At 40.8% G+C, this 26361-nt stretch carries 27 protein-coding genes, 1 tRNA gene and 1 pseudogene; 14 read left to right on the forward strand and 15 right to left on the reverse strand.

Annotated features, from left to right (window positions below):
* Positions 1-913: transposase (locus tag FW757_RS16455; protein WP_446441447.1), on the reverse strand; the 913-nt coding region annotated here is incomplete at its 3' end.
* Between the two features lie 692 nt (positions 914-1605).
* On the opposite strand from FW757_RS16455, the gene FW757_RS16460 reads away from it, so the two are divergent.
* From FW757_RS16460 to FW757_RS16470, 3 genes are all read left to right on the forward strand, one after another.
* Positions 1606-2472 (forward strand): alpha/beta fold hydrolase, encoded by an 867-nt coding sequence (locus tag FW757_RS16460; protein ID WP_182719627.1) that lies wholly within the window; start codon positions 1606-1608, stop codon positions 2470-2472.
* A gap of 836 nt (positions 2473-3308) precedes the next feature.
* On the forward strand, positions 3309-3587 hold the full coding sequence (locus FW757_RS16465; protein ID WP_182740827.1) for a type II toxin-antitoxin system RelE/ParE family toxin: 279 nt from the start codon (positions 3309-3311) through the stop codon (positions 3585-3587).
* Positions 3587-3880 carry a HigA family addiction module antitoxin gene (locus tag FW757_RS16470; RefSeq protein ID WP_182719628.1) on the forward strand — a complete coding sequence of 98 codons (294 nt, stop codon included), beginning with the start codon at positions 3587-3589 and terminating at the stop codon, positions 3878-3880. The genes FW757_RS16465 and FW757_RS16470 overlap by 1 nt, the downstream gene beginning before the upstream one ends.
* Positions 3881-4338: 458 nt before the next feature.
* On the opposite strand, the gene ggt is transcribed toward FW757_RS16470, so the two are convergent.
* Both ggt and FW757_RS16480 read right to left on the reverse strand, forming a co-directional pair.
* Positions 4339-6009 carry a gamma-glutamyltransferase gene (ggt, locus tag FW757_RS16475; protein ID WP_446441448.1) on the reverse strand — a complete coding sequence of 557 codons (1671 nt, stop codon included), beginning with the start codon at positions 6007-6009 and terminating at the stop codon, positions 4339-4341.
* A gap of 92 nt (positions 6010-6101) precedes the next feature.
* Positions 6102-6638 (reverse strand): GNAT family N-acetyltransferase, encoded by a 537-nt coding sequence (locus FW757_RS16480; RefSeq protein ID WP_446441449.1) that lies wholly within the window; start codon positions 6636-6638, stop codon positions 6102-6104.
* Positions 6639-6733: 95 nt separating this feature from the next.
* Between FW757_RS16480 and FW757_RS16485 the strand changes: the two genes are divergently transcribed.
* Positions 6734-7102, forward strand: coding sequence for a hypothetical protein (locus FW757_RS16485; protein ID WP_446441450.1), 369 nt, complete (start codon positions 6734-6736; stop codon positions 7100-7102).
* 182 nt (positions 7103-7284) lie between these two features.
* Here the strand turns inward: FW757_RS16485 and FW757_RS16490 are convergent.
* From FW757_RS16490 to rlmE, 8 genes and pseudogenes are all read right to left on the reverse strand, one after another.
* A pseudogene (locus FW757_RS16490) lies at positions 7285-7377 on the reverse strand (transposase); the annotation flags it as partial.
* Positions 7378-7923: 546 nt separating this feature from the next.
* Positions 7924-8008 (reverse strand) — tRNA-Leu (locus FW757_RS16495).
* A gap of 82 nt (positions 8009-8090) precedes the next feature.
* Positions 8091-8441 carry a preprotein translocase subunit SecG gene (secG, locus tag FW757_RS16500; RefSeq protein ID WP_169019853.1) on the reverse strand — a complete coding sequence of 117 codons (351 nt, stop codon included), beginning with the start codon at positions 8439-8441 and terminating at the stop codon, positions 8091-8093.
* A 1-nt stretch (position 8442) separates the two neighbouring features.
* Positions 8443-9192 carry a triose-phosphate isomerase gene (gene tpiA / locus FW757_RS16505; protein WP_182719338.1) on the reverse strand — a complete coding sequence of 250 codons (750 nt, stop codon included), beginning with the start codon at positions 9190-9192 and terminating at the stop codon, positions 8443-8445.
* Between the two features lie 72 nt (positions 9193-9264).
* Entirely contained in the window at positions 9265-10614 is a 1350-nt protein-coding gene (glmM, locus tag FW757_RS16510; protein ID WP_145239192.1) for a phosphoglucosamine mutase, read from the reverse strand.
* Positions 10615-10616: 2 nt separating this feature from the next.
* Positions 10617-11471 (reverse strand): dihydropteroate synthase, encoded by an 855-nt coding sequence (gene folP, locus FW757_RS16515; protein WP_182761081.1) that lies wholly within the window; start codon positions 11469-11471, stop codon positions 10617-10619.
* Between the two features lie 102 nt (positions 11472-11573).
* A complete protein-coding gene (ftsH, locus tag FW757_RS16520; RefSeq protein ID WP_145239198.1) occupies positions 11574-13517 on the reverse strand; it encodes an ATP-dependent zinc metalloprotease FtsH in 1944 nt (647 codons plus the stop codon).
* Positions 13518-13583: 66 nt separating this feature from the next.
* Complete coding sequence (gene rlmE, locus FW757_RS16525; RefSeq protein ID WP_145239201.1) at positions 13584-14213, reverse strand: 23S rRNA (uridine(2552)-2'-O)-methyltransferase RlmE; 630 nt, start codon at positions 14211-14213, stop codon at positions 13584-13586.
* An 88-nt stretch (positions 14214-14301) separates the two neighbouring features.
* Between rlmE and yhbY the strand changes: the two genes are divergently transcribed.
* The gene (yhbY, locus tag FW757_RS16530) at positions 14302-14598 is read left to right on the forward strand and encodes a ribosome assembly RNA-binding protein YhbY (protein WP_016707974.1); all 297 of its coding nucleotides are present in this window, start codon (positions 14302-14304) and stop codon (positions 14596-14598) included.
* A 93-nt stretch (positions 14599-14691) separates the two neighbouring features.
* Here the strand turns inward: yhbY and FW757_RS16535 are convergent, their stop codons facing one another.
* Together FW757_RS16535 and FW757_RS16540 are read right to left on the reverse strand one after the other, a co-directional pair.
* Positions 14692-15168, reverse strand: a complete 477-nt coding sequence (locus tag FW757_RS16535; RefSeq protein WP_182719336.1) for a SixA phosphatase family protein — start codon at positions 15166-15168, stop codon at positions 14692-14694.
* Positions 15165-16343, reverse strand: coding sequence for a serine hydrolase domain-containing protein (locus tag FW757_RS16540; RefSeq protein WP_446441451.1), 1179 nt, complete (start codon positions 16341-16343; stop codon positions 15165-15167). The genes FW757_RS16535 and FW757_RS16540 overlap by 4 nt, the downstream gene beginning before the upstream one ends.
* A gap of 116 nt (positions 16344-16459) precedes the next feature.
* Between FW757_RS16540 and FW757_RS16545 the strand changes: the two genes are divergently transcribed.
* From FW757_RS16545 to FW757_RS16570, 6 genes are all read left to right on the forward strand, one after another.
* Entirely contained in the window at positions 16460-17263 is an 804-nt protein-coding gene (locus FW757_RS16545; protein WP_182719340.1) for a hypothetical protein, read from the forward strand.
* A gap of 104 nt (positions 17264-17367) precedes the next feature.
* Positions 17368-18225 (forward strand): MipA/OmpV family protein, encoded by an 858-nt coding sequence (locus FW757_RS16550; RefSeq protein ID WP_404699367.1) that lies wholly within the window; start codon positions 17368-17370, stop codon positions 18223-18225.
* Positions 18215-18607 carry a DUF3019 domain-containing protein gene (locus FW757_RS16555; protein WP_149981434.1) on the forward strand — a complete coding sequence of 131 codons (393 nt, stop codon included), beginning with the start codon at positions 18215-18217 and terminating at the stop codon, positions 18605-18607. Before FW757_RS16550 ends, FW757_RS16555 begins: the two co-directional genes overlap by 11 nt.
* Positions 18608-18620: 13 nt before the next feature.
* A complete protein-coding gene (locus FW757_RS16560) occupies positions 18621-19325 on the forward strand; it encodes a response regulator transcription factor (RefSeq protein WP_182831387.1) in 705 nt (234 codons plus the stop codon).
* A 28-nt stretch (positions 19326-19353) separates the two neighbouring features.
* Positions 19354-20649, forward strand: coding sequence for a sensor histidine kinase (locus tag FW757_RS16565; protein ID WP_182719333.1), 1296 nt, complete (start codon positions 19354-19356; stop codon positions 20647-20649).
* A gap of 216 nt (positions 20650-20865) precedes the next feature.
* Positions 20866-22218 (forward strand): sodium-dependent transporter, encoded by a 1353-nt coding sequence (locus FW757_RS16570; RefSeq protein WP_182719332.1) that lies wholly within the window; start codon positions 20866-20868, stop codon positions 22216-22218.
* A 16-nt stretch (positions 22219-22234) separates the two neighbouring features.
* Here the strand turns inward: FW757_RS16570 and FW757_RS16575 are convergent, their stop codons facing one another.
* Positions 22235-22687, reverse strand: a complete 453-nt coding sequence (locus tag FW757_RS16575) for a GNAT family N-acetyltransferase (protein ID WP_145239226.1) — start codon at positions 22685-22687, stop codon at positions 22235-22237.
* A gap of 79 nt (positions 22688-22766) precedes the next feature.
* The gene (locus tag FW757_RS16580; protein ID WP_145239228.1) at positions 22767-23510 is read right to left on the reverse strand and encodes a sporulation protein; all 744 of its coding nucleotides are present in this window, start codon (positions 23508-23510) and stop codon (positions 22767-22769) included.
* 265 nt (positions 23511-23775) lie between these two features.
* Between FW757_RS16580 and FW757_RS16585 the strand changes: the two genes are divergently transcribed.
* The 3 genes from FW757_RS16585 to FW757_RS16595 all read left to right on the forward strand — a co-directional run bounded on the left by FW757_RS16585 (position 23776) and on the right by FW757_RS16595 (position 26251).
* Positions 23776-25347, forward strand: a complete 1572-nt coding sequence (locus FW757_RS16585) for a cation:proton antiporter family protein (protein WP_149981440.1) — start codon at positions 23776-23778, stop codon at positions 25345-25347.
* A 286-nt stretch (positions 25348-25633) separates the two neighbouring features.
* Positions 25634-25915, forward strand: a complete 282-nt coding sequence (locus FW757_RS16590) for a hypothetical protein (RefSeq protein WP_145239233.1) — start codon at positions 25634-25636, stop codon at positions 25913-25915.
* Between the two features lie 117 nt (positions 25916-26032).
* Positions 26033-26251 (forward strand): DUF3820 family protein, encoded by a 219-nt coding sequence (locus tag FW757_RS16595; protein WP_182719329.1) that lies wholly within the window; start codon positions 26033-26035, stop codon positions 26249-26251.
* Positions 26252-26361 lie beyond the last annotated feature (110 nt).

Here is a 26361-nt window from a genome sequence, read left to right on the forward strand (position 1 = left end):
AGTATCCTTCCTGCGATGTTGGCCTCCCGACTGCGCCATGAAACACCCGTGTAAAGTGGCTCGTGAGTTTTAACCAATTATCTGCTGAGATATTTACCCGCTCCAATAACCGTGAATGAGTATTATCTATATAACCGCGCTTATCTTCTCGTATACAACGACCTGTTAACTCTACAAGTTCTAAATAAGATTTTAACTCAAATGGTAAGCCCTTTGCCATGTGCTGCCTTGGCATACCTGCAAAGCGTAGTAATTGTATTGGTTGTTTACCGTCGGTTGCACTTTCAATCCGTTTTTGTACGCTCGTGTAATCCGATGTTTCTGGTGTGTGAGCTATCTTCGCTCTGATTGGGTTTAAATCAACATACGCCATACATGCAGCCAATGCGGCTTCATCTAACAGTGCTTGTGATTTGAAACGGCCTTCCCAAAATCGCCCTGTACATCCATCTTCTTTATTCGCCCTGCGAGCTATATCTTCATTTAATAATCGCATAAACCAGCTAATACTTGATAAACGCTCACGGTACTCATCGACGGTCTCATTTAAAAAGAAGCATTCTGCTTTCGTTAGCTTGCCCCCTTGAACATATTTATTTGTCAGCATGGTGCCTTTACATAATTTATGCCAACGGATAATAATGGCTTTATCGTTCAGTCGTTTCGCTTTTTTATCATCAACATACAACACTAAGTGCGTATGATTACTCATCACTGCATATGCGCAAACATCAATACAAAACACGTTAGAAAGAGCCAATAGCTTCTCTTCAACCCAACACCTGCGATGCTCATATGATTGGCCAGTAAAACGATCTTCGCCGCATAGATAGGCTCGACGTACGCACCTAGAAATACAATGATAGTACTTTGTATCAGCCAAACTTATCTGACGCTTTCTCGCAATAGCCATGTGACAACCTGCTCATTTATTGTGCTAATAATAAAATTAGTACGTAACTGATACATTGCAAATCATAAGATGGGTGTCTTCTTAGCATCCTTCTATGGGCGGTTCATCTCCCGTTATCAATATTGATCCAAATATCTCTCAATGACACTAAACCTTGTGACGCTAAATAGTCATTACCTAGCGCAATGTTAATTCCTTTTGTTTTGAGCTTCGACAAGGGCCTTCGCTTCCAAGCGCCTACTTTTGGTACTGGTAATTCCACAGGCTATGGCGAGTCGTTCACTGACCCTCCTCCAAGCGTTAGCGCGAATGCGTGTTTATCAGATCTCCCCCTTTTTTACCTATAAAGAACAGGTGCATCGACTTTCTCTGCACAACTGCATCATTTACGGTGGCCGTTAGATCGCATGACTTCGCTATCTTGTGCTAGCTCGTCTCCAGCCTACGCCTCATATGATGTTTTTTCTCATCAGCTCACATTTATTTATCATAAAGAATGCTAGCTGCTTCCTCCAGACTATCTCTCGCGATTTAGCCCTTGCCATTCGCGAGTGTCTATCGTTTAATAATAGCGTGTTATTTAAACGGTGATCTTCCTACAGAGGACTTTCACCTCATAAGTCAATGCCCATGTCGGGCGTACACAATCGTGTCATGCCGAAGTTATGCCTCATCGAGGGAATGGAGTCTAAATGAAATCAATTATATGGTTATTCTCAATTTTTATTAGCTTTGGTGCACCAGGTACAGAGCAAGAGTTACAACCAACAACGTCAGGACTATATGATGTTGGTGGGTTTAAGTTGTATCTTGAGTGCTACGAAAATGACAAGCCTCAATTAATAGTTGAGCAAGGCTTCGGTCGTTCTGGTTCTGATGGGGTTTGGTTGGAGAATATTAAACAATTGAAAAATGATTTCAGTATTTGTTTATATGATCGATCAGGTCTTGGAAAAAGTGAAAAAGGTCCCGTGCCTTTCACCGTCGATGATATGGCTAAAAGGCTAAAAAAACTGCTTCAAGTAGCCGGTGTTAAAATGCCGTATTACTTTACTGGTGGCTCATATGCATCTTATATCATTACGGCATTCAATAACCTATATCCACAAGAGGTTATGGGGGCTGTGCTGATTGATCCACCTCCTTTAGGCTACTTTTACACTATGGGTACAAGGTGGCCTGAAAACTTTAAAACAAACAATGAAAAATTGGAGCGTTTTTATAATTTTGAGCAAAGTGTTCATGATCCAATGTTTGAAAGAGTTCCTGAAAACGTAGATCATATGAAAAGCTACAAAATTCTATCTGAAGCAGCTAAATTCGGTGATAAGCCAATTATAATTTTACGTTCAAAACAGACCGAAGAGCGTTATGACCCTCCTTTTGTTCCCGAGGAAATCGCGAAGTCAATGGACTCCCTATATGCAAATGCAGAGAGTTACTTTAAAAGTTTATCTACAAATAGCCGAATTATCTATTCGGAATCAGAAAAGCATCATCTGCACATCGCAGACCGTGATTTGGTTGTAAAAAGCATTAAGGAACTTGTTAGAAAATGAGGCTTAACAAGTTGCCCAAAATCGCCGCAAACAACGCGGCTGGGACAAATACTCACTGGGCTTCGTCCAACAACGTTCGCATTTGCCCATTGGCAAAGCGTTATGTTTTACGAGGCATCGAGTAGATGAAGCTAATCTATTACTCTAATGCGCAGCGTCTCTGAACCTCTTTATGAATAATTCAATAAAAGATTTTTTGCACAAAGAGCAGAGAATGAGAAGTAAATGAGGATTATCTTAAAGGCTAATATTAGCATGCGTAAAACACGATGCATTAATAAAGGTAAGCTGCTACCTCATCAAATAAGCCACTTAAACACCTGTCATACATTCCAAAACGCCCATTAAAGCAACAGCAAATGCTCTTTTTATATTTTACGTAAAAGTCAGTTGTCGATTGAATCAGAATAGGAACTCGGCTATGGTTAATGCATCAATAAAAATAAATTAAAAACGGGTTATTCTACAAGCTCGTTATACGTTTCAGGAGGCTTGGTTTAATTCCTTAAGTGACTCGGATAAAGATATGGTAAAAAGTATTATATCTGATGCTGTAAATGAATCTGTTTTTGGTTTCCTTTGTGTACTCGATGGTGTCAGGTCAATTTTTGATACAGGTGACTCTAACAACCTAAAGTTAACGCACGGTGACACACTGCTTAACGACATAGAAAATGAATGCTTGCACGATTTGTATAAAACGTATAACAAGCTGTTAAACAAGAACAAAAAACAGTTAGTTTCGCTTCGTTCCACATTTTAGCCCACTGTTTTCATCCGCTTAATTGGGCGATATTTTTATCGAAGAGTGATGCGCATCGCGCTATACTTGTGCCATGATTAAATCTTTCAAACATAAAGGCCTCAAGAAATACTTCCAAACAGGAAGTGTTGCTGGAATTCAGGCCAAACATCAACGCAAATTGCGCATGCAACTTGCAGCAATAGATACCGCACAAGAAATTGATGATATCAATTTACCCGGTTTTAAATTGCCCCCTCTCAAAGGGGATCGTGACGGGATTTGGTCTATTACTGTAAATGGTAACTGGCGCATTACTTTTGAGTTTATCGATGGTAATGCATACATTCTCAATTATGAGGACTATCACTAATGACTATGCATAATCCACCACACCCAGGAGAGTTTATCTATGACGTTTACCTAGAGCCTGCAGGCTTTAGTTGCCGTTATTTAGCTAAACAACTAGATGTAGCATCGTCTACATTAAATAGAGTTCTAAAAGGTCAAAGTGCAATCTCACCAGAAATGGCACTTCGCTTATCTAAAGCCATTGGCAGAACTCCTGAGAGTTGGTTAGCAATGCAAGATAACTACGATCTGTGGCATGCAAAACAACAAATTAATTTAACCAATGTCCACGCAGTAAACTTTGCAGTGCCATAAAAAATAATCGGGTAGCCGGAGGTCTCTAACCTCCAGCCCCCACACCACCCATCATGCACTTTTATTAACAGGAAGTGCTATGGGCGGTTCATCTCCCGTAATGAATATTGATCCAAAGATCTCAATGACGCTAAACCTTGTGAAGCTAAATAGTCATTGCCTAGCGCAATATTAATTACTTTTGTTTTTGAGCTTCGACAAGGGCCTTCGCTGCCAAGCGCCTACTTTTGGTGCTGGTGATACCACATGCTACGGCAAGTCGCTCACTGACAGCCAATTTCATTAAACTGCGTACTGCGCGAGGTAAACTCGCGCCTACGAGTCACTCCCCTAACACCTAGTTACCTAGCTCCTAAAACCTTTTTGTAATTGGGTTTCGTTACCCTCACCCCAACTACAATCGCTTAATTTATCACCAAGCAATCTTACAACTTATGACTTACCGCTTAAAGCTGCGATCAAAACACCATCGCCTTACCCCGCCCTGACGCTTCTGAGCCGGCATCTAGTTTGCCATCACGTTCGATGATCACATGCATATCACCAAAATGGCGCTCGTCTAAGGTGTAGCCCATTTTCTCTAGTGCTTTAACAACGCTTGCATCTAACCCTGCATGATGACGTATGACATTTTTAGGCCAAAGTTGATGATGAAAACGCGGGCTATTTACCACTTCATCGGCGCTCATATTAAATTCAACCGCGTTTAAAATAGATTCGTACACCGAGCTTATTATGGTGGTGCCGCCAGGTGAGCCGGTAACCATTTTAACTTTATTGTCTTTGAGTAAGATAGTTGGCGTCATTGAACTAAGCATACGCTTATGCGGCTGGATTTCATTGGCTTTACCACCGAGCGCGCCAAATACATTCATCACCCCTGGTTTGGCACTAAAGTCATCCATTTCATCGTTAAGCAAAAAGCCCGCGCCAGCAACGACTACACCACTGCCATAACCTAAATTAATGGTGGTGGTATTCGATACTGCATTACCCCATTTATCAACTATAGAAAAATGCGTGGTTTGTTCGCTTTCATATAACCCTGGTTTAATGTTTTCAGTCGTCGATATTTTATCGAGTGTGATGCTGCTACTGCGCTTTTTAAGATAATCCATGGCGATTAATTCGCTCTTTGGCACATCAAAAAAGTCTGGATCACCTAAGTACTCTGCTCTATCAGCAAATACGCGTTTGCCAGTTTCTGCTAATAAATGAATATATGCTGTGGAGTTATGCTCAAGCCCTGCTTTGGGTTTAGTCAGCTCGTACATTTTTAACCATTGTATTATTGCAATACCGCCGGAGCTTGGTGGTGGTGATGTAAGTACTTGGTAACCGTTCCAAGCTGCTTTCATTGGTGTACGTGATTTTGCTTGATAGGATTTTAAATCCGCTTGCGTAATGATCCCGCCATGTTCAGCCATAAAATCGGCAATGATTTTAGCAGTTTCGCCTTCATAAAATCCTGCCTTACCTTGCTCGCGAATACGTTTTAACGTGGCTGCAAGCTCAGGTTGCTTAAAGTTTTGATTCGCTTTAGCGCTGGCAAAATAATCAGCAAAGTTAATTGTTACGTCTTTTTTAGCCATGCGGGCAATGTAGCGCTCAATACTGCTGGCTAATTTCGGGTGAACAATAAAACCCTGTTCGGCTAACTTTACTGCAGGCTCAACAAGGATTTTCCAATCTAGTGTGCCGTGTTTTTGATGAGCAAGCCACATACCCGCCACACTACCGGGTACCCCACTGGCGTGAATGCCGTATATCGATTTATTTGCAACCACATTACCTTTGTCATCCAAATACATATCGCGATGGGCGGCAATTGGAGCTGTTTCGCGGTAATCTATAAAGTCGCCTTGCCCGTCTTTTTGGATCAGCATAAAACCACCACCGCCAATGTTTCCCGCTTCAGGCAAAGTAACGGCTAATACAAACTGCGCAGCAATGGCTGCATCAACCGCGTTACCGCCCTGCTCCAAAATGGCTCTTGCTACGTCACTACTGTAACTATCGGGCATAGCCACTGCCGCTTGGGCTGTTTTTCCACTAGCTGCCAATGCAGTTATGTGTAACTGCATTACAACGACACTAAAAATCAGTAAATGTTTTACACCTGCAAACATATTTAATTCCTTGTTGATTTTATTTTTTGATTATTTTATTAACCCCATTAATACACATTCAGTTAACAAGGGTCAAACTACAATGAATAACTTTACACAAATTTTCGATATAACACGGCTGGTAACTCGCCGAACTCGTCGCTATAGGTATAGTGTTCAATAAACTGCAGACCCAGCTTTTCCATCACTTTAATCGAGCCGTTATTGTCTTTTAGTGCAGTGGCGCTAAGTGCCTTGATCTCAGCATTGGCGGTGATCACATCGGCAACGGCTTGCGCGGCTTCACTGGCGTAACCTTTACCCCAACTTGTGCGTTTAAAACGCCAGCCAATTTCAATATCACTAAAATCCGGCTCTGCAGTAAAAAACCCCATTGGCCGAATTAATATCCAACCAATAAAGCTGTCATTATCATTAAGGTTAACTTGCCAAAGCCCCCAGCCCTGTTGTGGATTGCGGTAGGCTTGCATGCGCGGAATAAAAACGTCTTTGATGGTGCTCATAGTCGTCGTCTTGCCACGAGTAAGGTACTCCATAACCTGTGGGTCGTTATCGAGTTCAAACAGTAGCGCACTGTCATTTTCATCCATTAATTTAAAATTAAGTCGTGCTGTTCGAGGTATATTCATTTTCTAGCCTGTATATTGCTTGTTTTAAGATTGCCATCAATACTGTACCAGAGGAAATATTCCTCGGGACATAATTATTATACAAAGGAACAAATATGAACAAATTAGCAAGTTTAGTTTTATTAGGCTGTGTAGCACTAACCGGTTGCGAAGACGCCAGCGAAGCAAAAAAAGAAGCGGCTGAAGCAAAAGCTGAGGTTAAAAAAGCACTTAATGATGCATGGGATGAAGTAAAAGAAACCAGCAATCAATTTAAAGGTGAATCACTTGATGAGCTACTGCAAGAAAGTAAAAAACTTGGCCTTGATATGTATGATGATGGCAAAGAAGTGGCTTTAGATGCCTGGATTGAAAGTAAAGAAGCAGCAGGTGAGTTAACTGAAAAAACCAAGCAAAAAGCCCAACAGCTCGTTGACGAATTACAAGCTGTACGTGAAGAACATAACAAAGAAAGTAATAACTAGTTTACCTGCGGCCTATAGTTTACTGAGGTAGCCCCTACTATTATAACTATGGACTGACTAACAATTTAATAAACATCCCCGGGCAAGCCCTTCTGCTAACGCAGTACTCACTTCGTGAGCGGGGTATTTGGTTAGAACATAGCTAACTGATGATCCAAATGGAGTTGGTCATAATTATTTCCTTAGTTTTTCACATACTTTCTTATCATTGATCCGTCACCATGTTTTCCTACCGTATTTGCAAAATAACCATCAGACCAAAACTCTCCACCCCATCACTGGAAAATAAACACTCAATATCGCTTTATCAGCAATATTGAGTGTTTCGCCAAACAACAGCTCTACTGGCGTGCAATTTTCAACAAACCATTGGTATTCGAGTCTAGGTAAATAGTTTAATAAATGATTGCTTACAAACTGGTAAGGTGCACGTTGTAGTCACTCAGGCCTCCAATGGATAAATCCATATATCAAAGAACGTAATAGGTATTGATAACTTGGACTAACCGTCGTTTTTCGTCTGTGCGCTACAGCGCTATACTTGAAGTGATGCTAATTTTAATACCAATCGACTTAAATATTTAATCATTCTAGCGCGCTAAATAAAGCGCTAACTGCGTTATAATTTTTTCAAGTAGAACAACTACATGTCAAAATTTACGCCTTGTTATCACTGTATTTATCTGTCGCTATAAATGGTCAGTAACTTAACACGATTGGTATAATAAACAGGAGGAGCTAATCGAGGTGAGAGTCTGTGCTAATTGCAGACCACAAAAAGCAAAAAACCAGTAACATCGCTGTTACTGGTTTTTATAAGATGGTGCGGTTGGGGGGACTTGAACCCCCACGCCCGAAAGCACTACCCCCTCAAGGTAGCGTGTCTACCAATTCCACCACAACCGCATTGTTAAAGCTTTCGCTTTAGGTGTTAAACATATGATTTATTTGAGGATGATAAATCGTTTAACGATACTTTTAATAAGTATTAATTTGGTACGTCAGATTTCTCTTTCGTTGATGTTACTGGAACATCATCAGCTGCAGGAGCAATTGTTTCAACTGCTGGTGCTGCTTCTAGGTTTTCCCACTCATCAGTCTTTTTTATCTGACCTGCAGTTAAGTTACCTAGTACAATACTTAGCACAAAGAAAACACTGGCTAAGATTGTAGTTGTTTTTGTCATAAAGTTACCTGCACCTGACGAACCGAAAACGGTTGCAGAGGCACCAGCACCAAATGATGAACCCATGTCTGCGCCTTTACCTTGTTGAATTAAAACCATACCAACAAGCGCTAAAGCAACAACTAAATAAACTACTAATAAAATTTCGTACATCTTATACGGTCCCTTTTGCACTTTCGCAGATTGCAGTAAATAACTCTGCTTTTAGACTAGCGCCACCAATCAGGCCGCCGTCTATATCTGGTTGTGCAAATAATAATTCGCTATTTTTTTCATTTACGCTGCCACCATAAAGAATGGTCAGCCCTTGTGCTAAATCACTACTGTTAGCAGCAATTTTATCACGGATAAATTTGTGCACATGTTGTGCTTGTTCAGGCGATGCAGTCTTACCTGTGCCAATGGCCCAAACGGGCTCGTATGCTATCACAGAATCTTTCAGTGCTGCTAGACCTAATTTATCAATTACTGCATCAATTTGTGCAGCAACGACTAATTCAGTTTGACCTTGTTCGCGTTGCTGTTCACTTTCACCAACACATAAGATAGGTGTTAAACCCACTTGTTGTGCACGAGCAAACTTAGCTGCAACAGTGTCATTACTTTCGCCGTAGATACTACGACGTTCAGAGTGACCAACTAAGGTATATTGGCAACCTATATCTTTAATTAATTGCGCATCAACTTCACCAGTAAATGCACCCGGTTCATTTTCAGAAACCGTTTGTGCCCCAGTTGTTACACCTGTTGCTGTTAGCATAGGTAACAATGGGTAAGGTGGAAATACCACAACGTCTATCTGATCTGATTTTACGTTGTTGATAGCGTCAGATAATTGCTGTACTAACTCTTTCGAGCCGTTCATTTTCCAATTGCCTGCGACCATTGGCTTGCGTATTGCCATTTTTCCACTCCACATTAGAAAGCGGGCGAGATAGTAACTCGACTCGCCCAAAGTTACAAGAGGTTATTGTTCTTAATCAGTTTGTTTGCTCATAGATTCGACAACTGCAGCAATTTTTTGTGCACTATCAAGGACTATTTTCTCTTCTTCGGCTTCTACCATCACGCGAACAACCGGCTCAGTGCCAGATTTACGTAATAACACACGGCCTTTACCAGCAAGTTGTTTTTCAACATCAGCAACCGCAGCAATAACCTCTGGTGCAAGTGTTGGATCTGTGCCCGCTTTATAGCGCACATTAATCATCTTCATCGGGTATTTAACAAACCCTGCGCCAAGATCTTTTAGCGTACGATTTTGCGCCACCATAGCAGCCAAAACTTGTAGGCTTGAAATGATGCCATCACCGGTGCTGATCAAATCCAGATTCAATACATGCCCTGAGCTTTCACCGCCGATTTTCCAGCCTTTTTCTTGTAGTAATTCCATTACATAACGGTCACCCACTTTACTGCGAGCAAACTCAATACCTTTCGCTTTAAGCGCGTTTTCAAGACCCATATTAGACATTACCGTGCCAACAACACCACCGCCTAACATGTCATCATTGGCAGCTTGGCAGGCAATAATATAAACAATATCATCACCATCAAAGACACGGCCATTGTGATCAACCATCATTACACGGTCGCCATCACCATCATAGGCAATGCCGACATCAGCATTATGTTCTAATACTTTGCGTTTTAATGCATCAACATGGGTCGCACCGCATTCTAGGTTGATGTTTACACCATTTGGCTCGCAAGCATGGCTAATTATCTGCGCGCCTAATTCACGCATTACTGATGGTGCGATATGATAAGTTGCACCATTGGCACAATCTAATACAATCTTTAAACCTTCTAACGACAGGCCTTGTGGGAATTGGCTTTTACAAAACTCAATATAACGGCCATCAGCGCTTTCTAAACGGCGGGCTTTACCTAGCTTATCAGATGCTACACAGGTCATTGGTTCATCAAGCATTGCTTCAATTTGTAGCTCAACTTCATCAGCTAACTTCAAACCTCGGCCACAAAAAAACTTAATGCCGTTGTCATGATATGGGTTATGAGATGCACTGATCACAATTCCAGCTTCAGCACGAAATGTTTGCGTTAAATATGCAACGGCTGGCGTCGGCATCGGGCCAAGTAATACCACATCGATACCTGCGGCGATCAAACCCGCTTCAAGTGATGTCTCTAACATATAACCAGAAATGCGAGTATCTTTACCAATAATGACTTTCTTAGTGCCATTTTTTGATAGTACCTTGCCTGCAGCCCAACCTAATTTAAGTGCAAATTCTGGTGTAATTGGGTATTCACCTACCATGCCACGTACACCATCGGTGCCAAAATACTTTCTTTCTTTCATTTTTAAATTCCTTGTTCGCAAGCTTGCCACACGCCAAGCACATCTGCGGTTTCTTTTACATCATGTACACGAATAATTTTTGCGCCATTTTGCGCTGCAATTAATGCCCCTGCTAAACTGCCAGCAAGGCGCTCGTTTGTTTGTCTATTTAATAAGTTGCCAATCATTGATTTGCGCGATAGTCCTGCTAAAACAGGTAAACCAAAGTGGTTAAATTCATTAAACCGCGCCAGTAATTGGTAGTTGTGACTGAGGGTTTTACCAAAGCCAAACCCGGGGTCTAAAATAATTTGCTGGCGCTGAATACCCGCTGTTTCACAGGCATTGATCCGCTGTACAAAAAAATCATTTATATCACTGAATAAATCATCGTAATGTGGAGAGTTTTGCATACTTCGAGGTTGGCCTTGCATGTGCATTAAACACACCGCAACGTCTGGATACTGAGCAACTGTTGCCAGTGCGTTTGGCTCTTGTAAAGCACGCACATCATTAACAATATCAGCACCAGCTAGAATAGCTTGACGCATTACTTCACTTTTACTGGTATCAATCGAAATGATGCAATCATTAACGGCGCTATCACTGTGGGCACGAATTGCCTCGATTGCGGGTATTACTCTGGCTAATTCATCCTCAAGGCTAACATCAGGCGCACCAGGACGTGTTGATTCGCCACCAATATCTAATATGGTAGCACCATCTGCGAGTAACTTTTGAGCTTGTATGACAGCGCTGTCTGTTTGATAGTAGCGCCCACCATCTGAAAAAGAGTCAGGAGTGACATTCAAGATCCCCATTATAACTGGGGTGTCGAGGTGTAAACTGCGACCTCTAGGTAACTTAACTGTGGTCATCTATCACCTTCAATACATCCATTGCATTGATATATATACTTTATTTAACCAGTTACAAAAAAGCCCCGACAATCGGGGCTTTTCGTTTAGCTATTTTAACTGTTATTCAGCTTTATCATCAAGATTTGTTTCATCTTTTTGAGCTGGCTTGTCGTCTTTTTCAGCAACTGGCTCTGCTTTGCTCTCTTCAACTGCTGGTTTTTTATCAGCAGTATCACGGCGGTCATGCGCATCACGTGGTTCACGTACAGGCTGACGTGCCATTAGATCATCAATTTGCTTAGCATCAATCGTTTCATATTTCATTAATGCATCTTTCATTGAATGCAGAATATCAATATGATCTTTCAAGATTTGCTCAGCGCGTTGATAGTTGCGATCTGAGAACAAACGAACTTCAGCATCAATTACTTTTGCCGTTTCATCCGACATGCTCATGGCACGACCACCGCCGCCACCCATGTACATCTCATTTTGATCTTCAGCGTATAGTAATGGCCCTAATTTTTCACTTAGGCCCCACTGTGTAACCATTTTGCGCGCAATGTCAGTAGCACGTTCAATATCGTTACTAGCACCGGTAGTTACTTTATCTTCACCATAAATCAGTGCTTCAGCAATTCGGCCACCATATAAGCTTGAAATCATAGATTCCAATAGCTCTTTAGAGTGACTAACACGGTCTTGCTCTGGTAAATACATCGTTACACCAAGGGCACGGCCACGTGGAATAATCGATACTTTATAAACAGGATCGTGCTCTGGTACGATGCGGCCAACAATTGCATGTCCGGCTTCATGATACGCAGTCATTTCTTTTTCTTTCTCGCTCATCACCATGGTCTTGCGCTCTGCGCCCATCATGATTTTATCTTTAGCAGCATCAAATTCAGCCATGCTAACAACACGTTTATTACCACGTGCAGCATATAGAGCCGCTTCATTGACTAAGTTTGCTAAATCAGCACCAGAAAATCCAGGTGTACCACGCGCAATAACAGAAGCTTCTACGTTATCGCCTAATGGCACTTTTCGCATATGTACTTTAAGGATCTGTTCACGGCCACGGATATCAGGTAAGCCAACCACTACTTGACGGTCAAAACGACCAGGACGAAGTAATGCTGGATCAAGTACATCTGGGCGGTTAGTCGCGGCAATAACGATAATACCTTCATTGCCTTCAAAGCCATCCATCTCTACTAGCATTTGGTTAAGTGTTTGCTCACGCTCATCGTGACCACCACCCATACCTGCGCCACGTTTACGGCCTACGGCATCAATTTCATCGATAAAGATGATACATGGCGCTGCTTTTTTCGCTTGTTCAAACATATCTCGAACACGCGAAGCACCCACACCAACAAACATCTCAACAAAGTCTGAACCTGAAATCGTAAAGAATGGTACTTTTGCTTCACCAGCAACGGCCTTAGCAAGTAAGGTTTTACCCGTACCTGGAGGACCAACCATTAATACGCCTTTAGGAATACTACCGCCAAGTTTTTGGAATTTAGATGGATCACGTAAGAAATCAACAAGCTCTGTTAGATCGTCTTTAGCTTCATCACAACCGGCAACATCTGCGAAGGTGGTTTTAATTTGGTCTTCACTCATTAAGCGTGCTTTACTCTTGCCAAACGACATAGCACCTTTGCCACCGCCGCCTTGCATTTGACGCATGAAGAAAATCCATACCCCAATTAGTAATAACATTGGGAACCATGAAATTAAGATGCTCGCTAAGAATGATTGCTCTTCTGGCTTCACACCTTTTACATTCACATCACTTTTTAATAAGTCATTAAGAATGTCTTTATCATAAATAGGCATGATCGTTTGAAAGCGATCGCCATTGGTTTTAGTGCCAGTAATTGTGCCACTGGTACTTTCGATTGCCACTTCTTGTATAGCGCCACTTCGGGCATCTTTTACAAATTGACTGTAACTAGTTTGACGGTCTGTTTGATCGCCACCATTAAAGCTCTGAAATACTGACATTAGCACAACTGCAATGACCAGCCAGAGTATTAGATTTTTCGCCATATCGCTCAAGGGGTTAACCTCTTGTATCCAATTAATTTAAATTCAACTAAACGCCTGACAACTGTACTACAGTTTGTAGCCTGTCGCTACTATATATACTTCACGTGATCGCGCACGTGAGGCGTCGGGTTTACGGATTTTTACAGTTTTAAAGCTATCACGCACTGTTTTTAAGAATTCATCAAAGCCTTCACCTTGGAATACTTTAACAACAAATGCACCATTTTTCTTTAAAACTTGGCTACACATATCTAATGCTAATTCCACTAAATACATGCTTCCAGCTTGGTCAACGGAGCTATTACCACTCATGTTTGGTGCCATATCAGAGAGCACCACATCAACATTTTTACCATTAATGCGATTTAATAACGCATCTAAAACAGCTTCTTCTCGGAAATCTCCTTGCAAAAAATCAACGCCGGCCAATGAATCCATAGGTAATATATCACAAGCGATCACCTGCCCTTTATCGCCTACTTTTTCTGCTAAATACTGTGACCAGCTTCCCGGCGCAGCTCCCAAATCAACAACAGTCATGGCTGGGCGTAGTAATTTATCTTTATTTTGGATCTCGTCGAGTTTAAAAATCGCACGAGAGCGCCAACCTTTCTTTTGTGCCTCGTGAACATAAGGATCATCAAAATGTTCCTTCAACCATCGCTGTGAACTGGCCGAAAGTTTCTTATTCGTCATAAATTAACACGCAACTAATTAGTAATATTCTCTAGATGGCGTTAGAATACCCTTAATTCAAGCCATATTCAGCAAAATTTGTAACAACATGAAATTATCGAACAAACAAAAGCAGTTTTTAAAAGGTCAAGCACACTCTCTAAAACCAGTTGTACTTCTTGGTTCTAACGGTTTAACTGAAGGTGTATTAGTTGAAATTCAAAGCGCTCTAGAAATCCACGAACTTATTAAAGTAAAAGTACCTACTGATGATCGTGAGACTAAAGCACTGATTTTTGAAGCTATTATTCGTGAAACCGGTGCTGAGAAATTACAGTCAATCGGCCACACCCTTGTGCTTTATCGCCAAAGCGAAGAAAAGAAGATCCAATTACCACGTAATTAATTTTCTATTCCGCTATAAAAAAACCAGCAATTGCTGGTTTTTTTATATCTGCGACGCAACTGCAATAAATTGTAAATAAATATATTACATTGCTCAAAAATTCATCTTCATATCACTCAACTGATAACCTTGCGCTTCGCTTTGTAAGATAAAATAGCGGTTAAATTCAGTTTCAGGCATCTTTTCAACATCTATTTGCGCTATTAATTTTGCCAATTCTGCCGTGGTATTACTATGGCCTACAATCACCACTACGCCATCTTGCGCTAAAACAGTGTGTTTAAATGCGGCTAAGTCACGAGGGTCGTAGCTTTGAATTGTAATATTAAAATGTTCAGCAATAGGAGTTGCGGTCTCGATAGTGCGATTATAGTCCGTACTAAAAACTGCTGTTGGCTGGACTTTACTAAGCAGACTCACTAACTGCTGCGCCCGTTGCTTGCCGGCATCCGTAAGATGGGGATCGTTGCCTGTTAATTTTTCACTATGGCGAAACAAAAAAATACTTTGCGGTGCTGCTGTTAAATTCGCAGTAAACAGTAATATTACGCTCGCTAAAATATAGTTCATTTGTCTTCCTCTTTATACATTGCTAGTTGTTGTGAGCGTTTGAATAGCAACACACGATCAATAAACTCTGTTGTTAATTCATTAATGATACCGGTTTCGGCGTTAAGGATCAGACTGAAACCTATGTTTAAGTGCGGTATTACTACAAGGTCACTGCGATATCCTTGCACCCAGCCGCTATGATAGTAAATGGTTTCATTATCATATTCGTAAACCCGCCAGCCTAAGCCATAATAGGCCTCGCTAAGGTGCTTTTTCCACACTCGACGCCGTAACTCTTTTTTTGTATGCGTATAAGGACGAGTTTGACTGGCTAACACTACACTGGATAATACCGTTGGGTAATATCCTAACTGCGCTTTTAACCAAATAGCCATATCACTGGCACTAGCATTAACGCCGGCTGCGGGAAGTACCTTGTAATAATTTTTTTTCAATTTTGCGGTATGCCAGCGTTTGCGCCCTCTTACATGGGGATGAGCATAATTATCATCTGTTACCATCGCGGTATAACCCAGGCTTGCATCATTCATATTTAATGGTGAAAATATAAATTCACTCATCCACCGAGAGTAATCCAATTTAGTACTGCTTTTGATCACTTCAGCAATTAAGCTAAACATCACATTTTGATAGCCATAGCACAGCCCTGGTTGGCAGATAGGTTCAACACTCAACAACTTTTGCACTATATCAGGGTAACTCATTCTTGATTCAATCAAGTTATCATACGCATTAGGTACTAAACCGCTGGAGTGACTGAGTAAGTGAAAAACTTTTAAATTATTTTTGTAATCCGTATTGGCGAAGGCTGGAATAAATTTACTGACAGGGTCGTCTAAAGCAAACTTCCCCTCATTGGCTAACTTTGCACTGAGTGAGCCTGCAAACGTTTTAGATACCGATGCTAAGCGAAACCGAGTATGGGCATTGACTGCTAAGCCCTTATTTAGCTTTGTTACCCCAAACCCTTGTATATGCGTATCATCAGGGCCATTAACTATCGACAACGCAGCCCCTGGGATCCCTTTGCTTTTTAATTTATGTTCGATATGTTGTGTGTAATCATTGACAAATTCTTGCCACTGTTGCTTGCTGGCATGAACCTGCGATTGAAATAAAACTAACGTGATAACGAAAAAAAAGGAGTTGATTAACGACACAAAAGGCTTCATTTTTTATTATTTTTATCTAGATTAAGACATTCTTAGCCTTATAATACCATGAAGTTTTATTAAGACTAACGTACAATATTCCGATTATCGAGCTTTCAAAGGGTTTTAAAGTGTTCATACGTTATTTATCAATAGTTTTTTTTACTTTCATTACAACGGCCTGTGTCACTGCGCCGCCACCTGCTGCGCCTTTAGAAATGCCACTCAAACCGCAATTAAAAAGCCAAAGCTATCAAGTAGCCTATGAAACCGAACATGCTTCACCGAAAGTAAAATCAGTACAATTACCAGCGCATAAAATTACTCGTAACCAAACTGTGCAAGTTATTGCCGATAAAGCAAGTGTCACGGATACCCTATTTAAACAAATAACTGATGCATTAACGACTATGAACTTACGTGTCGTTGATCAAGGCAATAGTGATTATACCCTAGCTATACACCAGCTAGAGCTCAACTTTATTGAAGATACTGAATATCAAATACAACCACCGAATAAAGCGTATCCTTTATTTGCGCAAATAACACAACTGTATCCGATCCAACAATGCTCAACCATCAATGCAGAGGTTAGCATGCGCCTGATCCATCGTGCATCAGGTGATGTAGTGTGGTTTGGAAAATCCTCAATCGACAGTGCAAGCTTCCACCGCGAACCACTTATTTACAGCTTCAGTGATGAACAAGTGATCAGTAATGAGCTTGAAGTAGCCACTTTTATCCATCAACAAAATACTGAGCAAGCACGTCTTGCCCGTGCCAATCAAGAGGTCAGCATACCAAGCTATAAAACCATTTCTAAAATGACCAGTTTAGCTAAACTTCAAGGACCGTGTAATCGCACTGAAGTGAGTGCTCTAACACCGATGATGCACTATTATCTGAGTAGTATTTTGATCGATAAAATTAAAGTACACTAAGTTCATGTCTGCAGAATGACTACTGGCTACAATTTTTTACAGATCAAAGGAACTCTTTGACAATATAATACACTTAACAACTGCTTAATTTATTTGGATCATGGATGCAACGTAAACAACACACTCTACAGAAACTACTGTTATTACTGATCAGTGTGGGTTTATGGAGCACCTCTAGCAATGCCAGCAATCGCTATTATGCTGATAATACCTTAGAGCCTACCACAGGCTTTGCTTGGGATTGGAGCGCGGGTGCGGGCTATTATGTTGAAGATTCTTATCTAGTTGGAATGGATTCTTACAGTGACGGCCTAGAACTTGATATTAATCTTGCTATTTCTTACGAACGCTTTTATTTAGATATTGATCATAGCCAACTCAGTGGCGGCATTATTATTGGTTATAGCATCATCAATAAGTATGATTGGGATCTTGATATTCTTGGCACTAATATGCAAGCTGGGTTTGATGAAACAGGACTCGACTTTTATAGCAGTGGAGTGGTGTCAGAACTTAAAGGAATACGAAGCCGAAAAAGTGACTTTGATACTGGCTTACGCCTTACCCGCCGCTTTGAAAACTCACAAATCTCTTTTGAATACTTACATGACATTTCCAGTGCTCATAATGGCTGGGTTGTAAATAGCTTTTTTAGTCATATTTTACCATGGCAAAACTGGGAGTTTCGCACCGGTGTTGGTATCAGCGCTTACTCAGCTGATTTCACCAATTACTATTTTGGTATTACAACAGAGGAAGCCACCGCTACTCGTGCGGTCTATCAAACAGACACCGCAATGAGTATGATTTTTGAATTCCACGCCGAGTACCCACTCAATCAACACTGGGTATTTTTAGGTGGCTGGCTATCAACCTGGTTTTCAAATGAAATTTCCAACAGTCCCATTGTATCTCAGGATTATCAGCATAAAGCCATGGTAGGCGTGCGCTATGTATTTTAAAACCACAGTAATTTTATTACTGTTACTTAACACAAAGCCGTTATTGGCCGATGGCGAAGAACCGCACGACAGTAGTTTAATTGCATTGCCCGATACCTGTGTTGCACTGCGAGAAGGACGCAGCTGCTATGCTGATATTGAGTTAAGCTGGCAACAAACTAGCATCGGTAATTACTGTTTACGTGATGCAACATCGAAGCATATTATGCAATGCTGGCTTAGACAAAATAGCGGAAAGTTAAATTATGCTTTTGATTCTGTTGAAAGCATTTCATTTGAGTTAATAAACAGCGATACCGGTAAGATCATTGCATCAACACAAGTACAGTTGCAATGGGTGTATCAAAATCGCCAAAAGAAACGCCGCTGGCGGCTTTTTTAAAACGAGATAAAGCATGGATAATTACGGCACAATATTACTTGTTGAAGATGACGGCTCTTTAGCCCAGTGGGTGGCAGAGTATTTAACTGAGCAAGGCTACACAACTCATATTTGTGAGCGAGGCGACCAAGTTGTCAGTCATGTAAAAGAGCTCAAGCCTGACTTAATTTTACTCGACATTATGCTCCCCGGCCAAGACGGTATTAGTGTCTGTCGTGAACTACGTCAATTTTACCAAAGCCCTATTATTATGCTAACCGCTCGAGACGAAGAAATGGACGAAGTGATTGGTCTTGAAGTCGGTGCCAGTGATTATATAATGAAACCGGTCAGGCCGCGTGCATTACTAGCGCGGATCAAAGCGGCGCTGCGCGCCAATAACGATAATTCGGAGTCGCAAGCGGATGATACCATTATTCAGGTAGGCTCTTTAAAAATTGATACACAATCTCGCAATGTTTTTATTAATGATATTGATCAAGGGGTATCCAGCGCTGAGTACTTATTACTGCATTATTTAGCCTGTAACGCAGGGCAAGTTGTGTCGCGAGATGCTGTATTCAAAGCAACCAAGGGCCGTGAATATGATGGCCTTGATCGCAGTGTCGATGTGCTCATTTCTGCGCTGCGTAAAAAATTTAATGATGATCCCCAGCAACCTGAAAAAATTAAAACAATTTGGGGGCGAGGCTATTTACTCGTCGCAAGCGCTTGGTGATCGCCGCTAAGGTATACTGGCGAACGCTATGAAAAAGTTTTATCTTTCCTTATTAGCCAGTGCCCTGCTCTCGATTGTGATATTAGGTTGGTTAATTGATGCTTTTAGTCAGCAAACTCATACCTCGCAGGATGAGTTTGGCTTTCAAAGTAAACTTTTAATGGGCTTCAGCCAGCAAATTGCCAGCCAACCCTTCATGCAAAGAGCAGACTACACCGCCTTACTTGCACAACAGTTTTCGTTGGGATTAAGTTATCGAGCCACGCAATCTTTAGCGCTGCCACCATCACTGCTAGAAGAGATCAATGCTGAAGGCGGACTGATTTTAGAAGATCAAGAAGGGTATTACCTACTCTACAGTAATGATTTGCTTGCGCCTTTTCATCTTAAATTACGTTTAGAAAAACCCCACGAACAAGATCAACAAAATGATATGTTACTTACCTTAATGTTTTACGCTGGGTTATGTGTGTTTATGGGGTTTATTATTGCACCATTAGCTAAACGACTAGGCGTGGTTAATGACGCAGCTAAAAAGTTTGCCAGTGGCGACTTACATGCTCGCATTCGGGTATCCCATTTCACTTACATTAAAGATGTTGAGCTTACTTTTAACCGCATGGCAAGCCAGATCGAAAAATTACTCGATGAAAATAAACTGATGGCCTCGAGTTTATCTCATGATATACGCACCCCCATTGCCTGCCTACGATTTGGCTTAGATGCGGCACTAGATAGTCATAGCGAAGAAAAAATAAAACATTATTTAAATCGTATGGAAGCTGATTTAGACCAAATGGAATCAATGTTGAAAAGTTATTTAGCATTTGCCACGCTTGAGCAAAAAGCCAACCAACTGACCTACTCACACACTGAGTTAAACAGCTACCTAAGCACCCTAATACAACAACTAGAGCCTAAGTTAGTACAGCAACAACTTGATTTACAACTTATCTGTCATGATAATTCTCATATTTATGCAGATTTACACTGGTTAGCACGCGCAATCACTAATCTGCTTAGCAATGCCTGTGACTTTGCCAAACAAAAAATTATTCTCACAGCATCAATGAAAGAGCAAACACTGATAATCACTGTTGAGGATGATGGTCCAGGTATCGAAGAGCAAAATTGGCACAAAGTTTTTAGTCCTTTTTTTCAAGAACAGAGTCATCGCAATCGAGCCGATCAAAGTTATGGCCTAGGACTTGCCATAGTAGCTAAAGTAGCTGATTGGCATCATGGCAGTGTAAGCGTAAATCGCAGTAAGCAGCTAGCGGGTGCATGCTTTACCCTTAAAATACATAACCCAGAACAATTGTAACTTTTATGTTACAGTTTACATTATCATAAATCACCTCATTATGATTAGATAACAACAACTTAAATTATAAATGTTAACAGCATTGGCATTCTAAGTTTTGTAAATACAGTCAGGCGTTAATTCTTCACGGCTGCAGTTAAAAATAAGAGCTTTTTATTTTTTAACATTTACAGTAGATTGTCAGCGCCGTCACTATATAGAGAAGAAAAAATAATTATGAGCGCAGTCAGAGGGGAGTTTAGCTCCCGTTTTGGATTCATTATGGCCGCAGCAGGATCTGCAGTAGGTCTTGGTAATATCTGGGGTTTCCCAACACAGACAGCCAGCAATGGAGGCGCGGCCTTTTTAATTGCTTACCTTGTATTAGCATTTTGTTTAGCTTACCCAGCACTGATGGCAGAGCTAACAATTGGTCGCCATGGTCAAGCCAATGCGGTTAGTTCATTGCGGAAAATTTCAAATAACCCGCTCCAAAAACGTTTTGCGTTTGTGGTCGGTTTTGGCGGTATCATATGTGCCGGACTGATCCTCAGCTTTTATGCCATTGTCGCCGGTTGGATGATCAGTGCCACTCTAGAGCCCATTGCGACTTTAGTGGGCAGTGAGAGCTCTTCAACTTGGTTGAGTGAGCAGTCAATCTCTAGAAACCTTATATTTACTGCTGGATTTATTATTCTTACTGTCGCAATCATTAGCCGCGGAGTAGAAAATGGCATTGAAAAATGGTCAAAACGCCTAATGCCCGCATTGCTGACTATTTTATTTGCACTGATTGTTTATGTGATGATGCAAGAAGGCGCTATGACAGGCCTAAAAGCCTACTTAGTGCCTGATTTCAGCTCTATTTTAGACCCTGAATTACTTGTTAGTGCACTGGGACAAGCGTTCTTTTCGTTGTCATTAGGCACTAGTGTGATGATCATTTATGGCTCCTACATTAGTAAAAAAGAAAATTTAGTCTCACTTGGCGCCTACGTTACCCTTATTGATGTGTTTATTGCTTTTGTTGCTGGGTTACTAATTATCCCTGCGATGTACGTTGCGCAGGCACAAGGGGTGGAAATATTCTCAGCTACTGGAGAGTTGCTTTCTGAAGACACTTTAGTATTTCAAGTATTACCCGCTCTTTTTGATGGCATGGGCACCATTGGTTTATTCGTTGGCTTTGCCTTTTTTGCATTGATGAGTATAGCTGCACTGACATCGTCTATTTCAATGCTTGAAGCACCGGTTTCGTATGCGGTAGAGCGCTTTGATCTTGGCCGTGTAAAAGCCACTTGGTTAATAGGAACGATTATAGCATTGGTGAGCTTTACGATAGTCCTGAACTTTAATGCGCTGTTTGGTTTAGTTATTGCGCTCACAACTAAATTTGGTCAGCCTATTCTTGGTTTAATGTGTTGCTTGTTTGTCGGCTGGATTTGGTATCGCAACTCACTATTAAACGAAATACAACAAGGCTGCCCAGAAGTTGCTACCAGCCTATTTTGGAAAATATGGCCATGGTATATTAAATTCATTTGCCCAATTGCAATTGGTTTAGTGTTTGTCAGCTCGCTATTAGGCTAACTCAAAAAACCGCTCTTTACACGGAGCGGTTTTTTAAAATCATATCTTGATGTGCAATACCATCTTCTAAATAAGGCTCGCCAATACACTGAAAACCCAGCGACTGATAAAACGCGAGTAAATAGGTTTGCGCGCCAATGTATATATCCTTGTTCGGCCAATGCGTAAAGCAACACTGGATCGCCTCTTTAACCAATAACACTGCCAACCCCTTACCCCGTTGTGATTTTTCAACCAGCACGCGACCAATAGCGCTGTACTGCTCATTTTTCTCATAACAACGTGCGTATGCAGCTAATTGTTCAGCCTCGAGCCAATAGAGATGCTGAGTTGTTGCAGTGCAATCGATATCGTCTAATTCAGGGTATGGGCATTGCTGCTCAACTACAAATACATCGACCCGCGTGCGCATGATAGTAAACAGTACCTGCGCAGACAGTTGAGAAAATGGTTTTGTTGTTAATCGCATAAAAACTCCTAACATAAAAAAAGCCCAGTCAATACTGGGCTACTTATTACGCTTAGCTAACTAACCGAGCTCTGAATAGCTAGGCAAGCAAACGTTCTAATTGATCACATAAATGCGAAAGATTAACGTGATCATGTTCAATCGTCAGGTCAACATAGCCATCACCACGAAAACCACGGTCAAGCTCAATTAAAACATGAGTTTTATGAGCTTCAGGCACAAACGATAGTTCAATCTCTTGAATACCGAACAAGCTACGGCTATTTGGTTTATATTCCAGCTCTTGATAACAACCAGAGACAGAGTTAAACGTACTAGCACGTAAGAAGCCCTTTTCAACATCCGCTTTTACCAAGCTAAAACCCAGTTTATCCATCGCTTGCATAAAAGTAGTTACGGCATCATTTGGATAAATATGAAGATGATCTTTATCCGTAGGATCAAGTGCTAAATCAATATCTAAACCTGTTTCAAGCCACACATGTGATTGGTTATAACCGGCGTTGATTTCGGTGATCGGTGTTTCTGAATGTAAGCGCGCTTCAAACGGAATGTGTTTTTGTTGACCAGGTTCAATTGTACCAATATCGGTTATACGCCACTTATCAATAATATGATTGGTAAAATAAGCACCGTCTTCACCTTCCACTTTTACGCGCGTCATTAATGCTAAATCAAGACCTGTTATCGCTTGGCTAACATCCCCTGCGGTGATCACTATTTGGGCATTAAATAATTGCCCAGGTTGTAAATGCTCAGTTTCAAGCACGGTATCTACTGTTGCTGCACCAATACCGACTGATGCAAGAATTTTTTTAAACATCTATTTCTCCTTAAGCTTAATTCACCTAAACCTGAATCACGCTTAAATTCCTTTGTTACTGCATCTTAACCATATTTAAAAGCTGCTGTCAGTGAAAAAATAACTATTTTTTGAGTTTTTAGCAGAATAATTAACTAAACGAGTGTTTTTCATACACAGGTATATCTCTATGCGCGCAATTTATATGCATAATATACACGAATGATTTTCAAAAATGCTGATATTTCGCTACACTAGGTAACCAAATGAAGTGATATTAAGAATTATGGAACTATTATATTTTGCTGTCGCATTTGTGTGTGGCTTTGCCGTGTACCAACTTAAACTTCCTCCGCTAATCGGTTTTTTGATTGCTGGCTTTGTACTGAACTTATCTGGCTTTAAAACCACTGAGCTACTTAATACGATTGCTAATTTAGGGATCACGTTATTACTATTTAGTATTGGTCTAAAACTAAAAGTTAGTCATCTTATTAAGCCACAAGTTTGGGCCCCAGCCTCTTTACATATTATTATTAGTAGCGCTATTTTTTGCAGTTTGATGCTGTTCTTAGGCGCACTTTCTTTGCCATTATTTGCTGACCTAAGTTGGCAAAGTGCGTTACTTGTTGGTTTTGCTTTTAGCTTTTCTAGCACAGTTTTTGCTGTAAAAGTACTTGAAGAACGTGGTGAAATGGCAAGCCTTCACGGCAAAATAGCCATTGGTATTTTGGTTATGCAAGATATCTTTGCAGTGATCTTTTTAGCCATCAGCACAGGTAAAACCCCCAACGGTTGGGCTTTTGCGCTATTAGTTGCCTTGCCATTGTTACGACCAGTCATGTTTTGGGTGTTAAATCGTTCTAAACATGGTGAGCTACTACCTTTGTTTGGCTTTTTCTTTGCACTTGTCGTTGGCTATCATGCATTTGAATTTGCAGGCTTGAAAGGTGATTTAGGCGCGTTGATCATCGGTATGATCTTTGCTCCTCATAAAAAAGCCAGTGAGCTTGCAAAATCACTACTCAATCTAAAAGAAATTTTATTAGTTGGGTTTTTCTTAACAATTGGTTTAGGTGCTGATCTGACGCTCAACTCATTACTTATAGCGCTTATTATTGTATTGGTGTTACCAGTCAAAGTTGCCCTGTATTATGTACTAACGAATGCCTTTAAGTTACGCGCTCGTACTTCTTTATTAAGTGCTTTTAGTCTAGCTAACTACAGCGAATTTGGTTTGATAGTCTGTATGGTTGCTGCCAGTAGCGGGTTAATCACCTCTGAGTGGTTGGCTGTTATGGCTATTGCAGTATCAATGACCTTTATCATTGCATCCCCACTAAATAAACGTTCAAACGAAATTTATGTAAAGATCGAAGCTTGGCTCATGCGTTTTGAAAGCCCTACTCGCTTAGCAGAAGAACTTCCTGTGAACTTAAATGACACCAAGATTGTTATTTTTGGTATGGGTCGTATTGGCACCGGTGCATATGAAACAATTAACATCACCCATCCTGGCGTTGTAGCGGGTATAGATATCAAACCTGAAGTGGTCGAAAAGCATGTTACACGAGGTCGTAAGGCACTCTTGGCAGATGCAACCGATCCAGACTTTTGGCAACGGGTAAATCACTCCCATGTAGAGATGATCATGCTCGCGATGCCGAAACATATGCAGAACATTTTTGCTTTAGAGCAATTGCGTGCTTCGGGTTACCAAGGTCAAGTTACTGCCATTGCTAACTATCCAGATCAGCAAAAAGAATTAGAAGATATGGGCGTTGACTCTACTTATAACTTCTATTTAGAGGCCGGTAGTGGCTTCGCTGAGCATGTAAAACAAAAATTATTTCCATAATATAGAAAGGTTCTCAGTACCACAAAAGGTACTGAGAACTATTTTCATTTAATTTTCATATCCTTATATATAGCCGCCTGAAACAATCCCGCAGAAGTCCCCAAATAAGAGTCAAGCGCATTTACAAAGCTTTACATCCAGATTGGCATTTACCCATGAAAAAAGAGTAAACTGCACTTGTTGAGTAATACGTAAGTATCTATTTTTAGCACAAAAAAAGCCTTCTCATGTTTGTGTATACGTATTTATCGGCATTTTGTCTTTTACTATTAAATAAGGTTTTTAGATGAAAAATAAGTTTGCTACACAGTTTCAGACAGTGGCGGATGATGTAAATAACCCAAAACTGGTTGAACTTCAAAATCGCCTTGATGAAATACAAAGAAATGGAATGACAGCGTTAACAATGCGCGCAGTGCTATTTCAAAAAATGCTCGATATATATCAAGTGCCGGAAAATCATTTCTTGCGTGATAGCGAAACACCAAGCCGCATCGATGATCCGTCAATTATAAACAAACTTAAACAACTTGGATTTACCAAAAAGCATCAATACCAGATCCATTAGTAATTATGAGGGCCCTACTCTCCCTCATTAAATAGGCTGTTTCTTGCCCGTCACAGCCTATTTTCTCTCTCTCTTTTGTAATACACTTCACGCATAACCTAGCAAACTAAGTTAACCATGGATCCAGAGCTTTTAAAAATAGCGATTAATACAAAAATGCCATTTGGTAAATATGCAGGCCGCCCTTTGCTGTTATTACCAGAACCATACTTAGTCTGGTTTAAGCAGCAAGGATTTCCTCACGGCACACTCGGTGCTCAATTAGCAATGATGTATGAAGTTAAACTCAATGGCTTGGAGCAGATGCTCATGCCGCTTTTAAAAACACATAAATAAATTAAAAGTAATAAATAATGGAACTTACTTAGCAAAGTGAAGTCTACTCTTTTGCTACTTGTTGATTTTGGTTTTAACCGCAGAAAAGCGCCTATTAGGCGCTTTTTTTT

This window comes from Pseudoalteromonas sp. 1181_04 (assembly GCF_052850545.1).

What these genes read in the sequence shown, in the direction of transcription:
- FW757_RS16460 (WP_182719627.1), top strand. Translation starts at nt 1,606, where the DNA reads ATGAAATCAATTATATGGTTATTCTCAATTTTTATTAGCTTTGGTGCA.
- FW757_RS16465 (WP_182740827.1), top strand. Translation starts at nt 3,309, where the DNA reads ATGATTAAATCTTTCAAACATAAAGGCCTCAAGAAATACTTCCAAACA.
- FW757_RS16470 (WP_182719628.1), top strand. Translation starts at nt 3,587, where the DNA reads ATGACTATGCATAATCCACCACACCCAGGAGAGTTTATCTATGACGTT.
- ggt (WP_446441448.1), bottom strand. Translation starts at nt 6,009, where the DNA reads ATGTTTGCAGGTGTAAAACATTTACTGATTTTTAGTGTCGTTGTAATG.
- FW757_RS16480 (WP_446441449.1), bottom strand. Translation starts at nt 6,638, where the DNA reads ATGAATATACCTCGAACAGCACGACTTAATTTTAAATTAATGGATGAA.
- FW757_RS16485 (WP_446441450.1), top strand. Translation starts at nt 6,734, where the DNA reads ATGAACAAATTAGCAAGTTTAGTTTTATTAGGCTGTGTAGCACTAACC.
- secG (WP_169019853.1), bottom strand. Translation starts at nt 8,441, where the DNA reads ATGTACGAAATTTTATTAGTAGTTTATTTAGTTGTTGCTTTAGCGCTT.
- tpiA (WP_182719338.1), bottom strand. Translation starts at nt 9,192, where the DNA reads ATGGCAATACGCAAGCCAATGGTCGCAGGCAATTGGAAAATGAACGGC.
- glmM (WP_145239192.1), bottom strand. Translation starts at nt 10,614, where the DNA reads ATGAAAGAAAGAAAGTATTTTGGCACCGATGGTGTACGTGGCATGGTA.
- folP (WP_182761081.1), bottom strand. Translation starts at nt 11,471, where the DNA reads ATGACCACAGTTAAGTTACCTAGAGGTCGCAGTTTACACCTCGACACC.
- ftsH (WP_145239198.1), bottom strand. Translation starts at nt 13,517, where the DNA reads ATGGCGAAAAATCTAATACTCTGGCTGGTCATTGCAGTTGTGCTAATG.
- rlmE (WP_145239201.1), bottom strand. Translation starts at nt 14,213, where the DNA reads ATGACGAATAAGAAACTTTCGGCCAGTTCACAGCGATGGTTGAAGGAA.
- yhbY (WP_016707974.1), top strand. Translation starts at nt 14,302, where the DNA reads ATGAAATTATCGAACAAACAAAAGCAGTTTTTAAAAGGTCAAGCACAC.
- FW757_RS16535 (WP_182719336.1), bottom strand. Translation starts at nt 15,168, where the DNA reads ATGAACTATATTTTAGCGAGCGTAATATTACTGTTTACTGCGAATTTA.
- FW757_RS16540 (WP_446441451.1), bottom strand. Translation starts at nt 16,343, where the DNA reads ATGAAGCCTTTTGTGTCGTTAATCAACTCCTTTTTTTTCGTTATCACG.
- FW757_RS16550 (WP_404699367.1), top strand. Translation starts at nt 17,368, where the DNA reads ATGCAACGTAAACAACACACTCTACAGAAACTACTGTTATTACTGATC.
- FW757_RS16555 (WP_149981434.1), top strand. Translation starts at nt 18,215, where the DNA reads ATGTATTTTAAAACCACAGTAATTTTATTACTGTTACTTAACACAAAG.
- FW757_RS16560 (WP_182831387.1), top strand. Translation starts at nt 18,621, where the DNA reads ATGGATAATTACGGCACAATATTACTTGTTGAAGATGACGGCTCTTTA.
- FW757_RS16565 (WP_182719333.1), top strand. Translation starts at nt 19,354, where the DNA reads ATGAAAAAGTTTTATCTTTCCTTATTAGCCAGTGCCCTGCTCTCGATT.
- FW757_RS16570 (WP_182719332.1), top strand. Translation starts at nt 20,866, where the DNA reads ATGAGCGCAGTCAGAGGGGAGTTTAGCTCCCGTTTTGGATTCATTATG.
- FW757_RS16575 (WP_145239226.1), bottom strand. Translation starts at nt 22,687, where the DNA reads ATGCGATTAACAACAAAACCATTTTCTCAACTGTCTGCGCAGGTACTG.
- FW757_RS16580 (WP_145239228.1), bottom strand. Translation starts at nt 23,510, where the DNA reads ATGTTTAAAAAAATTCTTGCATCAGTCGGTATTGGTGCAGCAACAGTA.
- FW757_RS16585 (WP_149981440.1), top strand. Translation starts at nt 23,776, where the DNA reads ATGGAACTATTATATTTTGCTGTCGCATTTGTGTGTGGCTTTGCCGTG.
- FW757_RS16590 (WP_145239233.1), top strand. Translation starts at nt 25,634, where the DNA reads ATGAAAAATAAGTTTGCTACACAGTTTCAGACAGTGGCGGATGATGTA.
- FW757_RS16595 (WP_182719329.1), top strand. Translation starts at nt 26,033, where the DNA reads ATGGATCCAGAGCTTTTAAAAATAGCGATTAATACAAAAATGCCATTT.